This window comes from Tychonema sp. LEGE 06208, assembly GCF_015207505.1.
In the GTDB taxonomy this organism is placed as follows: domain Bacteria; phylum Cyanobacteriota; class Cyanobacteriia; order Cyanobacteriales; family Microcoleaceae; genus Microcoleus.
Window position 1 is genome coordinate 18,954 of the sequence record NZ_JADEWT010000013.1, and the last position, 12,079, is coordinate 31,032.

17 protein-coding genes are annotated in these 12,079 nt (G+C 42.1%); 11 read left to right on the forward strand and 6 right to left on the reverse strand.

The window, feature by feature from the left end:
- Positions 1 to 227 precede the first annotated feature (227 nt).
- The 11 genes from IQ263_RS05510 (at position 228) to IQ263_RS05560 (ending at position 8,590) form a co-directional block, all read left to right on the forward strand.
- Positions 228 to 1,502, forward strand: coding sequence for a phospholipase D family protein (locus IQ263_RS05510; protein WP_194066536.1), 1,275 nt, complete (start codon positions 228 to 230; stop codon positions 1,500 to 1,502).
- Between the two features lie 375 nt (positions 1,503 to 1,877).
- Positions 1,878 to 2,315 carry a CdiA C-terminal domain-containing protein gene (locus tag IQ263_RS05515; RefSeq protein ID WP_194066537.1) on the forward strand — a complete coding sequence of 146 codons (438 nt, stop codon included), beginning with the start codon at positions 1,878 to 1,880 and terminating at the stop codon, positions 2,313 to 2,315.
- An 11-nt stretch (positions 2,316 to 2,326) separates the two neighbouring features.
- A complete protein-coding gene (locus IQ263_RS05520) occupies positions 2,327 to 2,710 on the forward strand; it encodes a hypothetical protein (protein WP_194066538.1) in 384 nt (127 codons plus the stop codon).
- Positions 2,711 to 2,892: 182 nt separating this feature from the next.
- Entirely contained in the window at positions 2,893 to 3,390 is a 498-nt protein-coding gene (locus IQ263_RS05525) for a DUF29 domain-containing protein (RefSeq protein WP_194066539.1), read from the forward strand.
- A gap of 74 nt (positions 3,391 to 3,464) precedes the next feature.
- Complete coding sequence (locus tag IQ263_RS05530) at positions 3,465 to 4,004, forward strand: Uma2 family endonuclease (RefSeq protein WP_194066540.1); 540 nt, start codon at positions 3,465 to 3,467, stop codon at positions 4,002 to 4,004.
- Between the two features lie 143 nt (positions 4,005 to 4,147).
- Positions 4,148 to 5,329: a YcjF family protein gene (locus IQ263_RS05535; RefSeq protein ID WP_194066541.1), complete on the forward strand. Its 1,182-nt coding sequence runs from the start codon at positions 4,148 to 4,150 to the stop codon at positions 5,327 to 5,329.
- A complete protein-coding gene (locus IQ263_RS05540; protein ID WP_194066542.1) occupies positions 5,330 to 5,485 on the forward strand; it encodes a hypothetical protein in 156 nt (51 codons plus the stop codon).
- Between the two features lie 834 nt (positions 5,486 to 6,319).
- Positions 6,320 to 6,637: a 2Fe-2S iron-sulfur cluster-binding protein gene (locus IQ263_RS05545; RefSeq protein WP_194066543.1), complete on the forward strand. Its 318-nt coding sequence runs from the start codon at positions 6,320 to 6,322 to the stop codon at positions 6,635 to 6,637.
- 57 nt (positions 6,638 to 6,694) lie between these two features.
- Positions 6,695 to 6,886 carry a hypothetical protein gene (locus tag IQ263_RS05550; protein WP_194066583.1) on the forward strand — a complete coding sequence of 64 codons (192 nt, stop codon included), beginning with the start codon at positions 6,695 to 6,697 and terminating at the stop codon, positions 6,884 to 6,886.
- The gene (locus IQ263_RS05555) at positions 6,883 to 7,974 is read left to right on the forward strand and encodes a DUF3326 domain-containing protein (protein ID WP_194066544.1); all 1,092 of its coding nucleotides are present in this window, start codon (positions 6,883 to 6,885) and stop codon (positions 7,972 to 7,974) included. Before IQ263_RS05550 ends, IQ263_RS05555 begins: the two co-directional genes overlap by 4 nt.
- Positions 7,975 to 7,996: 22 nt before the next feature.
- Complete coding sequence (locus tag IQ263_RS05560) at positions 7,997 to 8,590, forward strand: CPBP family glutamic-type intramembrane protease (RefSeq protein WP_194066545.1); 594 nt, start codon at positions 7,997 to 7,999, stop codon at positions 8,588 to 8,590.
- A gap of 199 nt (positions 8,591 to 8,789) precedes the next feature.
- Here the strand turns inward: IQ263_RS05560 and IQ263_RS05565 are convergent, their stop codons facing one another.
- The 6 genes from IQ263_RS05565 to IQ263_RS05590 form a co-directional block, all read right to left on the reverse strand.
- On the reverse strand, positions 8,790 to 9,206 hold the full coding sequence (locus tag IQ263_RS05565) for a TIGR02588 family protein (RefSeq protein ID WP_194066546.1): 417 nt from the start codon (positions 9,204 to 9,206) through the stop codon (positions 8,790 to 8,792).
- Positions 9,203 to 10,057, reverse strand: coding sequence for a TIGR02587 family membrane protein (locus IQ263_RS05570; protein WP_194066584.1), 855 nt, complete (start codon positions 10,055 to 10,057; stop codon positions 9,203 to 9,205). The genes IQ263_RS05565 and IQ263_RS05570 overlap by 4 nt, the downstream gene beginning before the upstream one ends.
- Before the next feature lie 118 nt (positions 10,058 to 10,175).
- Positions 10,176 to 10,427, reverse strand: a complete 252-nt coding sequence (locus tag IQ263_RS05575; protein WP_228049807.1) for a type II toxin-antitoxin system PemK/MazF family toxin — start codon at positions 10,425 to 10,427, stop codon at positions 10,176 to 10,178.
- Between the two features lie 3 nt (positions 10,428 to 10,430).
- Positions 10,431 to 10,664 carry a hypothetical protein gene (locus IQ263_RS05580; protein ID WP_194066547.1) on the reverse strand — a complete coding sequence of 78 codons (234 nt, stop codon included), beginning with the start codon at positions 10,662 to 10,664 and terminating at the stop codon, positions 10,431 to 10,433.
- Positions 10,665 to 10,749: 85 nt separating this feature from the next.
- Complete coding sequence (locus IQ263_RS05585) at positions 10,750 to 11,703, reverse strand: WD40 repeat domain-containing protein (RefSeq protein ID WP_194066548.1); 954 nt, start codon at positions 11,701 to 11,703, stop codon at positions 10,750 to 10,752.
- A gap of 60 nt (positions 11,704 to 11,763) precedes the next feature.
- Positions 11,764 to 12,003, reverse strand: coding sequence for a DUF2283 domain-containing protein (locus tag IQ263_RS05590; protein ID WP_194066549.1), 240 nt, complete (start codon positions 12,001 to 12,003; stop codon positions 11,764 to 11,766).
- Between the last annotated feature and the right edge of the window lie 76 nt (positions 12,004 to 12,079).

A 12,079-nucleotide genomic window follows, 5' to 3' on the forward strand; every position in this document is an offset into this window, starting at 1 on the left:
AAACATCCCAGGCGATCGCGGGAATTACAGGCTAAGTCCGCTCAGTCTGCGGTTATGCGTTTGGTGGGTTCCCGCCGTCGGAGTCGAAGTAGGCTGTGATTGAGTTGGCTGATTATGTTTTTAGTCAACTTTATTAGGTGCGATCGCGCAGTTTTAGGGAAGATAATCAAATTGTGGTTTACATCTTACCTAAAAAGTTTTATATCAATTAATTGGAGGTATTTACGATGAATTATCAGTTTTTGTACGACGACAAAGAAAGCTTAAAAAATAAAATCAATACTTTATTAGATTCCGAACAATTTTATTGGAGTGAAATTTATATTTTTTCTGCTTTTTTTGATGATGCTGGGGTGACACAAGTAAAACAAATTCTTTCAGCCGATTTTTTAACAGAAGATGCGAAAGTTGTGATTGCCATCGGCAGCAAAAACTTCTTTAATGAGATTAAAAATATTAAAAAAATATTAGATTTTATCGAATCAGAAAAATCAAAAAAACCTAATAATAAATCTGTTCACTTTATATGCCCTAAGAAGAACTTTCATATCAAAGCCTATTGTTTTTTAGGTCGGAGTCGGAATGTGAAGATAAAAGCTGACATTCAGATAGGTGTTTCGATCATAGGGTCATCTAATCTAACTCGGCCAGGTCTTGAATGTGAGGGAGAATTATGTATTAGTATCCACAACTTCAACTTAACAAAAACATTAATTGCTCGTTTGTCTGAGATATATATTGATTCTAAGGAATATGATTTATGGGAAAAAATAATTGACGAGTACCAGAACAATCAATATAATTCATGGGAACAAAAAATCAAGGAATTTGCAGAAAAAATTAATAAATATAATGGAGAGTCTTCTGAAAATCAAAATGAAGTTCTCCCACCGTCTCAAGAAAACTCTACGTCTGTAAATCAAGATCAACAACCCATACCAAACAGATCAGATGGTAAATTCATTGAACTAGGTGTCTTGACTGATAGTGATCTTATTGCCAAGGCAACTAATCTCGTTAATGGTAGGGAGAAGATAAATTGTTTTCACTCGTCACCCACAACTCTAGAGGAAGCGAAAGAGGATTTTCGCGAAGGTTCTTTATGCCTCTTATTTTCAACAGAAAACAAGATATTCCAAATTGGTGAAATAATGCCTCATAGTTCCGATCAAGAAACGACAGAAGGATGTTTTGTAAGATATAGAGTAAATGTAACTTATAAGCCTTCTGATGATATTGATGAAATTCTTACGAATGAAAAGTATAAAATAATATCTGATGCTAAGGATATGGAGGAATTACCTTATGAAATTCTAAAGGATTTTGAAGAAGAAGTTAATGAATATCAGGAATATCAGAAAATGCTCGCCGATCCGAAATATCAAAAATGGATAGAAAAAGGTAAGAAGAAGACGCAATTAGAAATTATTGACAGAATATTAGAAATTGGCGATCCCACTTTAATGAAGAAAGAGCTAGAATTACTCCGTCAATCCATTTAATGTGCCATCATTGTGTTCTCAATACCAACTTAATTTTACAATGGTTATGGGATAAAATCATCGTCTTTACCGGCCATAATAGTAATAGCAGGCTACTTGCAAAAGTGCCATTAATTGTCAGAAAATCAAAGAGAATTTATTGTTTCAGAGTTTATACTTATCTTAAGTCTTTGCTAAAAGTTTAAGTAACTTCTTTGCTGGTAAGCCCGTAAGATGGCAGATTGAAGGAACTAGAGATAGTGTTAGTATTAGGGTAATAGTAGAACCTGATGGGAGAGGAATCATTGTATTGACTAAGTGAGAAACCCAGTTCTTTTTCTCAAGTGACTTGGCTCATAATGTGCGATAATTCACCAAAATTTTAAATAACCAAAAATGGTGAATAACGGGACTAACCAAACCCCTAAGCAAAATTCGGCTAATTGTGGCAGTATTGATGAATCAGAAAGAGCTTTTGGTGCAACCGAAAGAGCGATTGCTGAATTTCTGGAAAGAGAGGGAAAGAATGTTAAAGCCTTGGTAGAAAAAACCGATGGAGGTAGAAATCCCGATGCTGAGGTAGATGGAAAACGCACTGAATTCAAAAGTCTAGATGCCGGTGCTACAAGCGCGACAGTGAAAAATCAGATCAACAACTCGATTAGACGAGGGGGACAAGCTAGGGATATAATTATAGATGCTAGGGTGTCTGGGTTGATAGAGGCTGAGGCTGAACGAGGTTTGCAGAGGGCGAAAAATATTACACGCGGAAAAATTGATAGCGTCCGAATTATTGGCGATATCTATGACATCACTTTTACTGAGTTTCAATAAAGGAGGTTTTTATGTCTCGCACACTAGATATTTTTGTATACTTTCCGCAGGACATCGAACATTTAATCAAACAATTAGAGTTGATATTGGCTCTAAAATTTGAGCTTGTTTCTGATGATACTGATAACTGGTATGAGTTTCGCAACTCAACAATCACTCTTACTGTAGGAAAGCATGATTTTGAAAACGATCGAGATATCAAATTTGAAGAATACCCTTATAACCTATCAATCAGAGCGTTGAACATCTCGAATGAACTTGAGAGGCAAAAGTGGTGTGATGATTTTGCTAGTTATGTTTTCCAAAAGTTGAAAGCTACAGAAAGCTATCGTTTAATGCTGGTAGATAACCTACAAGTGAAATTAGAGGAGTTTGCGCCATTGGTGAAGGTTTGATCCAACATCATAATAGGCTTAGATGAAACAGGAAATTTAGGGGTTGTCATCCATACCTTTAAACAAACCGATCGCACTTCTTGCATATTTCGGCTCATTTGAGCCCGTAAAGCTAACTTCAGCGATAAATTATCGAATATGTTACACTTTATGTCTAGAGAAGAGAAAGGGAGTCAAACAAAATGACAACTATCCAATCAATAACAACTGCAATAACATCCCTTTACGAACGGGATTTTTATCTGTGGTTACAGACAACTATCAACTTATTAAAAGAGGGAAAGTTTGCCGAAATAGATTTAGAGAACTTACTAGAGGAACTAGAAAGTATGGGAAAAAGCGATAAAAATGCTTTAAAAAGTAATTTGAGGGTACTTTTAATGCACTTACTTAAGTATAAATATCAGCCAGAAAAACGAACAAATAGTTGGGTGTACACCATTCGTGAACATCGTAAACGCATCCGAGATACCTTCAAAACCAGTCCGAGTTTATATCGTTTTTTTGAAGAGATATTTAATGAATCTTATCAAGATGCTAGGGAATTAGCCGCAGATGAAACAGGTTTATCTATTGCGATATTCCCCCCAGAGTCTCCTTTTACGGAAGAAGAAGTTCTTAATCCTGATTTTTTACCGCCTGACAGCGATCAATCTGAAAATTCTGAGAATATTGAATAATTGAATCAGATATCCTTCTCTGTACCGATCTGTCATAATAGGATCGGCGAATATGCAAAAGCCAATACATAACTATGGTCGCTGCTACTGTCGCACAGAAGCATTTTACTCTAGAAGAGTTCACGGCTAATCCCCTCGACCAAATCGAATGGGTGGATGGAAAACTCGTTGAGAAAGATGGAGTCACAGTCAAGCATGGTAAAATTCAATCAAGGCTGGGTTGTGCTTGGGCAAATTACAGAACTTTAAGCAAAAATGGAGGTAAACTTTATATTTCACCACCTTGTCGCACTAGCCGACAAATTCGCCGGCCCGATGTCGCTTATCTCACACCCGAATTAGTTGCACAATTTGGTAATATTGCCACTTTACCCCAAAGTTTCCCCTTAATTGCCGAAATAGTTTCACCCACCGATATCGCGGAAGATGTCTTTCTCAAAGCACAGGAATATTTAGCATCTAGCTGTCAGGAAGTCTGGTTAGTTTTTCCAGAAAGTCGTTTAATATTCGTGATAACTCAAGATAGAATGCTGACATTTAGAGCCGGTGAAACTGCCACCACTCAACAAATCCTCAGCGGTTTCAGCATCGAGGTCGATCGACTGTTAGCTTAAACATCAAACTAAATTGCTACAATATCTTTAAGACTCCCCCAGTCTCGCGTTGTGCGGACTTCGTTTGTAGAGCCTCCGAATTCTCTTCGGTGGTGTTTGAAATCCAGATTTAATCTCCCATCCTTCTCGGAGCACAAACCGCCATGTCAGACGACTTTTCCCTAGACGAGCTGTTAAACAAAAGTTACGACGCTTTCAAAGAAGCAGAAAACCAAGTGGGACAGTGCAATGTTTTAGTCATCGGCAAAACCGGAGTCGGCAAAAGTACCCTGATCAATTCTGTGTTTCGCCAGCGCTTGGCAGAAACCGGAGTCGGCCGCCCCGTCACTCACGGTATTCGCCAATATACCAAACCGAATTGCCCGATCGCAGTTTACGACACTCCCGGACTAGAACTCAACGCCGAACAAATTAAAATTATTCAATTAAACGTTGCTAAACTAATTGAAGACCAAAGACTCCTGCACCCCAAAGAACACATTCACGTCATCTGGTACTGCATCAATCACAGCGCCAATAGAATAGAATCAGTCGAGGAAAACTGGCTAAAAGAAATGGAAGTCAAAGATGTACCAGTGATTTTAGTGCTCACTCAAACTACATCGAAAAAGCCCAGCGAGTTTTTCAAGCAACTCGAACACATGAATTTGCCAGTCAGTCAAATCATCCCCGTCATGGCAGAACCGGAAGAAATAGATGAGGATTATACAGTAAAATCTCACGGTTTAGACAAATTGGTGGATGCAACTTTTCAACTGCTGCCGGAAGTCGCTCAAAAAGCTTTTGTGAAAGAACAAATTGCCAATGTTTCGCTCAAATCTGACATGGCATTTAAGTATGTAACTGGTTATGTTGCCGGTTCTGCAATTGTCGGTGCGACTCCTGTACCGTTTGCTGATGCGCCGATTTTGATGGCGATGCAAACGGCAATGATTGCTAATATTACTGTGATTTTTGGAATGCCCTTTGATAAGGGGTTTGTTTCGGCGATGCTATCTGCGATTAGCGGTGCTGGCGGGGTTACTGCTGTGGGTAGAAGTATTGTGACTAATTTGATCAAAATGATTCCCGGTGCTGGTACTGTTGTCGGCGGTGCAATCTCCGGTGCAACGGCGGCAACTCTCACCCTTGCCCTCGGTTTGGCTTACATTGAAGTGCTTAAAACTTATATGAAAGCTCAAATTAATGGTGAAGAAGTTTCTTTGCAGCAGTTGACAAAGATGTTTGTGGAATTGTACAAGGATTATGCTAGTTCGGGACGCAAAACTTTGAGGGATGACAAGCAGAATCAACCGAAGCCTCCCAATCAAATTAATATTGAGTAAATGGGGCATTGGGAATTGGGCATTGGGCATTGGGAATTGGGCATTGGGCATTGGGAATTGGGCATTGGGCATTGGGCATTGGGAATTGGGAATTGGGAATTGGGCATTGGGCATTGGGAATTGGGCATTGGGAATTGGGAATTGGGAATTGGTTAGTTTCAATTACTAATTACCCATTTTTTATTACCAATTGACAACTAACAACTAACAACTAATAGCTAACAACTAATAGCTAACAACTAATAGCTAACAACTAACAACTAATAGCTAACAACTAACAACTAATAGCTAACAACTAACAACTAATAGCTAACAACTAACAACTAATAGCTAACAACTAACAACTAACAGCTAACAACTAACAACTAACAACTAACAACTAACAGCTAACAACTAACAACTAATAGCTAACAACTAACAACTAACAACTAACAACTAACAACTAACAGCTAACAACTAACAAATAACAACTAACAACTAACAACTAACAACTAATAACTAACAACTAACAACCAACAACTAATAGCTAACAACTAACAACTAACAACTAACAACTAACAACTAACAACTAACAACTAACAACTAACAACCAACAACTAACAACTAAAAACTAACAACTAAAAACTAACAACTAACAACTAACAACTAACAACTAACAATCAGCACTCAGTTAGTTCTACCGGGTTTTAGTGTTGCTGTTGATGAGTTGTTGGGTTGATGGCAAATATTGGTTAATTAGTTATATCTAACTGCTTTCTGGCAGAGTTCGCCCGTGCTGTTTGCGATTGTTTGTGAAAAAATGCTTGACAAAATGCCGTAGCTTGCGGGGCTGGACACGATCGCACTGCTAGTTAAGTTAATGAAAGTTATTGGCAATAAACAGTGTAGTTTTAAATTTGCACAAAATCGCCGACAGCGGTAATATATTTATTGCTTTGTTTGCAAATTTAGCGTAAATTCCGATCGAGAATTAAAACGATTAATAGAAATATGTCCAAGATTTACACTGTTGAATTGATCCACCAAGGCACTACCCATACCGTACAAGTGCCGGAAAACAAACAAATTCTGCAGACGGCGGCCGCTGCGGGTATTGAGTTGCCGAGTTCTTGCAATGCGGGGGTTTGTACTACCTGCGCTGCAAAAATTATTGAAGGGGAAGTCGAACAAAGCGATGGGATGGGCGTGAGCCCGGAACTTCAGGCGGAAGGTTATGTGTTGCTGTGCGTTGCTTATCCGAGATCGAACTTGAAGATAGAAACAGAAAAAGAAGATATTGTGTACGCTCGGCAGTTTGGCAAACCATAGAAATAAACTAAAATTGACATAAATATCGATCGCGGTAAACCTATTATGGATCGCCCTATGACCACCCATTTCATTTCCGCAGAAGTTGACCTCCACGATACCGCCGAAGAACTGCACTCGGCGATTGAAATTGAACTGCAAAAGCACGGCGAACCGCTGCGCTGGGCTGTCACAGATGTGGATGTCGATCGCCAAAAAGCTGTGGTAGAAGGCTACGTGCTCGTGGAATCATCCCCCGTAGCAGCGTGAACTCTCCCCCTTTAACAGTGGTTTTGATAGTCCCCACAGGCGTTGGAGCCTCGATTGGTGGCTTTGCAGGAGATGCGCTGCCGGTGGCTAGGGCGATCGCCCAAGTTTCAGATACGCTGATTACTCACCCCAACGTCCTCAACGGCGCTCAACTTTATTGGCCGATACCTAACGCTCTCTACGTGGAAGGTTACGCCCTTGACAAGTTTGCAGCAGGATGCTGGGGATTGCAACCAGTACATCAAAATCGCATAGGCTTAATCCTAGATTCCGCGATCGAACCAGAGTTGCAGTTGCGGCACTTGCAAGCCGTTGACGCTGCTAGGGCCACATTAGGTTTGAACGTAAGTGATTGTATTTTGACCGATCGCCCCCTGGAAGTAGAATTGCGTATTTCAGAATCAGGGGCATCCTGGGGGACAATCGGCAATCCCGACAGTTTATTGCGCGCCGCCGAAAAATTGATCCGACAAGCAAAAGTCGAGGCGATCGCCGTTGTGGCGAGATTTCCCGACGATGAAGGTAGCATCGCCCTCGAAAACTACCGCCGCGGCAAAGGAGTTGACCCCCTCGCCGGCGCGGAAGCTGTCATCAGCCACCTGATCGTCAGAACTTTTAAAATTCCCTGCGCCCACGCCCCGGCGCTGTCTGCGCTTCCCCTCGATCCGCAGCTTTCCCCGCGATCGGCTGCTGAGGAAATCGGGTATACTTTTTTACCTTGCGTGCTTGCCGGTCTGGGCAAAGCTCCCCAATTTGTCGGGCCAGAAAGCGCTCTAGGGAGTCAATTATCGATTACTGCCGATCGAGTCGATGCGGTGGTCATACCCGCCACAGCGTGCGGCGGCAGTGCTATCCTGAGTTTGAGCGGGCGATCGTCGGTACAAATTATCGCTGTGGGCGACAACAAAACCCAGATGCAGGCGACTCCAGAAAAACTCGGAATCAAAGCTTTGCAGGTAAACTCATATTTAGAGGCGATCGGAGTCTTGGTCGCTTTACGAGCCGGCATCACTCCAACTTCCTTGGGTGCAGACATTTCCCCCCTGCGTTGTTTGTCTGACTCAGCTCAACAAATCTCAAATCTGTAATCCATAATCTAAAATTGATTAAGTGGCAGAAAAACTTCCCGAAAATCCTGAAATTGAACCCTTAACGCGCACCCAAGTTTTAGTAGCAATGGGTGTAACAGCCATTATGTTGCTGGCGGTAGCTAAAGTGTGGTTGCTATTTGGATCGGTATCGCTTTTGCCAGTCAAATTGAACGTAATGGATTTGCTCGCAGGATGTGTGATCGGACTGGCAATTACAGGCGGTAGCGCGATCGTTTATCGCCTTTGGCCCGGTTATCGCCGGAGTGCTGACGTTTACTTAGAAGTAGTGCTCAAACCCCTATTTTGGCCGGATTTAATTTGGCTGGGACTGCTACCGGGACTGAGCGAAGAATTGTTATTTCGAGGCGTGATGCTTTCTGCCTTGGGAATGAATTTTACTGGTTTAATTTTATCAAGTTTTTGCTTCGGCATTCTGCACTTAGGAGGCACGGATCAATGGCCTTATGCTGTTTGGGCGACGGCGGTGGGATTGCTGTTAGGTTACAGTGTTTTAGTGACTGGGAATTTGTTAGTGCCAATTACGGCTCATATCTGTACAAATTTGATTTCTAGCTGTGTTTGGAAGTGGGAAAATAATCAAGTGAAGCAGTAGGGCGATCGCACTTCCAAAGCGGCGATTGAAATCGCGCCTGCGCGGAATATAGCAATAAATGCCAACGCGCCAGGTTTTTTTTTAGATTGAACGAACCGCGAAGACGCTTTAGGCGAAGCCGCGCGTCAGCGCTAGGGCGCGAAGGAAGAGGAAGAGTTCACAGAGGTGAAAAGGTTTTAACCGCCGATTTTTATCTGTGTTAAGGCAGTTTGTAGCTGCTCGATCGCACGATCAATTCACCTTGACTGGGGTTGCGACTGAAAATAAAAGCTCCTGCTTGAGTTTCGCCGCTTGACAAAAAGTCAATTTGTTGGTCGCCGGATTCCAAAACTTCGCCGTTGACTCGTAGTTCCGCAATAATTTGCACTGATTCAGCCGTTTCGCCGCCCGTGTTAGTCACTGTAAACGGCACGTAAAATTGCCCTTGGGTTTCGCGAATTGGTGCATTGCGAGTGACAGAAATCACCGGAGGTTTCTGTTCTTTAGTCGCCCAGTTGTAGAGTACGAGTCCGGTGAGGCCAGAAAGGATGAAACAGGCGATCGCAAATGTCACCCATTCAGCAGGATTTCTTTTTTGTTGCTGTTCGCGATCGCTTTCTGTATTGTTTTCACTCATACCGTTAACCTCCCCGCAGCGCCGCCAATTGTCGCCGGCAATCCCAATACTAACGTATAGCTCAACCACATCGACCACGGAGCGTCAAAACTGAGTTTTTGGAAGAAAAACAGCATAAATGCAGAAGCCGCCAGCGATACTAAATACGCCATTACAGTTTCGCTGAGGGGACGCTGAAAAATCCCTTGTTGTTGTTGGCGCTTTTCTTGATAAGTAAAGCCTGCTACAAATACAATACCGTAGGAAATTAGCAGCGAAGCGGCAATAATTGCTAATTGCCAAGGCGGCGAAATAGCTGCCGCTAACATGGGCACTTCGTCGGTTGGGGCGATGTTGAAAGCAACGATCGTAGCGCCGATTAAAGTAGCGCCGATATCTGCTACAGTTGGATTAATTGTAGGTTCGCTGTCGCCGTCTGAGCTTTGATAGCGATCGCCGCTCAAGAAACCGTTGGCCAGGGCTACTCCCAAGGCAAACGGCAGGCCTTCAAAGATGATTTTCCCCAAAGTTTCTTGCAGGGGAGTCTCCAGCCTAATTTCCCTGAGCAAAAACAGGATCGCAGCGGCGCAGACAATCCCAATTGCGATCGCTTCTACGGTATCCATTGCAGCATCTCGCCAGCGGATGTTCTTAGTTTTGCGAAAACCTTCAGTGCGAACCAGCAAGAAAACGGCGATAAAAGTAGTTGCAATGGCGATCGAAATGTCGATCGGTTTACTGTGCGAACCAATCCACCAAACCTCCATCGTATAAAGCAGGGGAATTCCGAACAAAAAGCCCCCCGATGCACCTCGAATAATGTCGTTGAGTTCATTTGACCACTGATTTTTACGTCTTTTTGACTTGTTCATGTTGGGGTGAAAAAGCTTGCGAGCTTGTATGTTCATCAAAGAAAAGACCAGATTTGTTTGACTCTATCTCGCACTTGCGCCAAATCATCTGGGGTTAATATTCCCAGTCTCCTTTCCACTAAACTTTTTTGTAATGTAATGTGTTCAGTTTATGTAAGCGAACCACTGAAGGTCGCTTTAATCCTGCTTGTTGCCATTCCTGAATTTCGACATCAAAGGTTGTACGAGGGATTTGACTGGTTATTTTAGCAACGATCGTGTCTTCATCTCCCGTGTCCAACAGTATCAAACCAGGACGGCGTTTAGTTTCGGTTGTACCTGCAAAGATGAATGCGACTATAACTAATTCTCCAAACTGATAATTAGTCATAGCTCACTCCTCATCGTAAATTGCGTCTGGTTCGCTGAAATCGGCAAAGAATTGTTGGGCGGCAAGACGATGCCAATCTGTTTTTTCCTCTACTTCATCCGCTTCGGAGTTTGTTGGTTCTTGCACCAGAACAATAACTCTGACTTCTTGGTTAGCTGTCAAGTATTTTAAGATAGTATCGGGAAATTCTATTTTCCCTTCATCTGTGACTTTTGCGGGAAACTCGTATGCTTTCATAATTTTTAGGTCAATTTTTTTTACAACATTATTCAGTTTGTGATTTACTTTCTAATTCCTTGAGTTATAAAAAAAACTCGCACGATTATAAATCTCTTTGCCAAATCTTGATAGTTTTGTTATCACTTCCACTAACCAGAGTCTGCCCATCCGGGCTAAAAGCCACAGAGTAAACTCCCCATGAATGCCCCAAGAGACTGCAAATTTTATCTCTGGTATCGAGATTCCAAAGTTCGATAATACCAGGTTCCGTACTATTCTCTTCGCTGCCAGAATCCCACCCGCCACTTGCTAAAATTTTCCCATCAGGGCTAAAAGCTAAGCAGAAGTCCCCCATTGAATTTTCCGCAAGAGTATAGATTTCTATTCCCGTGTAGAGATTCCACAGCTTAATAGTTCCCACACAGTGCAAAGTCGCAAAAGTTTCTCCATCGGGGCTAACAGCGATCGCATAAACAGAGTCCATACCCTCCTGCCAATGCTTTGTCCAGATTTCATCTCCAGTGGTTAAATTAAAAGCTACTGCACTTAGAGAAACATAATCATCTGCACTGCTACTAAGTAGAATCTTTCCGTCAGGGCTGAATAAAATAGCCAAACTATAAAATACTTCTACTGGCCACTTTAAAGTCCGAATTTCTTCTCCATTTCTAAGGTTCCAAAGTTTGATAGTTGTGTCTTCACTGGCACTTGCCAGAGTCTTCCCGTCGGGGCTGATAACTACAGAAGTAATTATGTCTGAATGTCCGGTGATGGTGTAAATTTCCTCTTTAGTGCTGAGATTCCAAAGCTTGATAGTTTTGTCCTTACTGCCGCTAGCAAGAGTTTGGCCATCAGGGGCGAGGGCAATGGATGTAACCCCTTGTGAATGTCCTGATAAAGTGTGAAGTTCTTGCCCTGTGTTGAGGTTCCACAGCTTAATTGTGCTATCAGAACTTCCGCTAACTACAGTCTGTCCGTCGGGAGTGATGACAACAGAAGTTACCGAACATGAATGCCCGTGAAGGGTGTGTACGCATTGCCAGTTAGTTTGAATCATTTGATGTTACTCCTAGCATTCATCCAGCAACCACATTTTTACTGATTGTTTTCAATTCCATTAAAGTGCAAGCTGAATTTCGGAATATTCTCCTAAAGCTTCGTTGACAACAATCAGTTTCCCTTGACTGTCCGCCCCTAATTGTTGATTGGCATTGAGTAATTCAATTCCATAAATAGTACCGTCTGGGGCAATATCTACATTCATTTGCTCGCTAACCTGGATAGTTTCTACCTGTGCATTTTTTTCTTTCAGGTATATATAAGCTACGTTGTATCTCGGATCGTAAGTCAGTTTCATGGAACCTCCTGCTCAAAATAATTTGACAATTACAGTGATAATTATCCAGTCTTCGCCTTCTGACGCTGCGATCCTG

What these genes read in the sequence shown, in the direction of transcription:
- IQ263_RS05510 (WP_194066536.1), top strand. Translation starts at nt 228, where the DNA reads ATGAATTATCAGTTTTTGTACGACGACAAAGAAAGCTTAAAAAATAAA.
- IQ263_RS05515 (WP_194066537.1), top strand. Translation starts at nt 1,878, where the DNA reads ATGGTGAATAACGGGACTAACCAAACCCCTAAGCAAAATTCGGCTAAT.
- IQ263_RS05520 (WP_194066538.1), top strand. Translation starts at nt 2,327, where the DNA reads ATGTCTCGCACACTAGATATTTTTGTATACTTTCCGCAGGACATCGAA.
- IQ263_RS05525 (WP_194066539.1), top strand. Translation starts at nt 2,893, where the DNA reads ATGACAACTATCCAATCAATAACAACTGCAATAACATCCCTTTACGAA.
- IQ263_RS05530 (WP_194066540.1), top strand. Translation starts at nt 3,465, where the DNA reads ATGGTCGCTGCTACTGTCGCACAGAAGCATTTTACTCTAGAAGAGTTC.
- IQ263_RS05535 (WP_194066541.1), top strand. Translation starts at nt 4,148, where the DNA reads ATGTCAGACGACTTTTCCCTAGACGAGCTGTTAAACAAAAGTTACGAC.
- IQ263_RS05540 (WP_194066542.1), top strand. Translation starts at nt 5,330, where the DNA reads ATGGGGCATTGGGAATTGGGCATTGGGCATTGGGAATTGGGCATTGGG.
- IQ263_RS05545 (WP_194066543.1), top strand. Translation starts at nt 6,320, where the DNA reads ATGTCCAAGATTTACACTGTTGAATTGATCCACCAAGGCACTACCCAT.
- IQ263_RS05550 (WP_194066583.1), top strand. Translation starts at nt 6,695, where the DNA reads ATGACCACCCATTTCATTTCCGCAGAAGTTGACCTCCACGATACCGCC.
- IQ263_RS05565 (WP_194066546.1), bottom strand. Translation starts at nt 9,206, where the DNA reads ATGAGTGAAAACAATACAGAAAGCGATCGCGAACAGCAACAAAAAAGA.
- IQ263_RS05570 (WP_194066584.1), bottom strand. Translation starts at nt 10,057, where the DNA reads ATGAACAAGTCAAAAAGACGTAAAAATCAGTGGTCAAATGAACTCAAC.
- IQ263_RS05575 (WP_228049807.1), bottom strand. Translation starts at nt 10,427, where the DNA reads ATGACTAATTATCAGTTTGGAGAATTAGTTATAGTCGCATTCATCTTT.
- IQ263_RS05580 (WP_194066547.1), bottom strand. Translation starts at nt 10,664, where the DNA reads ATGAAAGCATACGAGTTTCCCGCAAAAGTCACAGATGAAGGGAAAATA.
- IQ263_RS05585 (WP_194066548.1), bottom strand. Translation starts at nt 11,703, where the DNA reads ATGATTCAAACTAACTGGCAATGCGTACACACCCTTCACGGGCATTCA.
- IQ263_RS05590 (WP_194066549.1), bottom strand. Translation starts at nt 12,003, where the DNA reads ATGAAACTGACTTACGATCCGAGATACAACGTAGCTTATATATACCTG.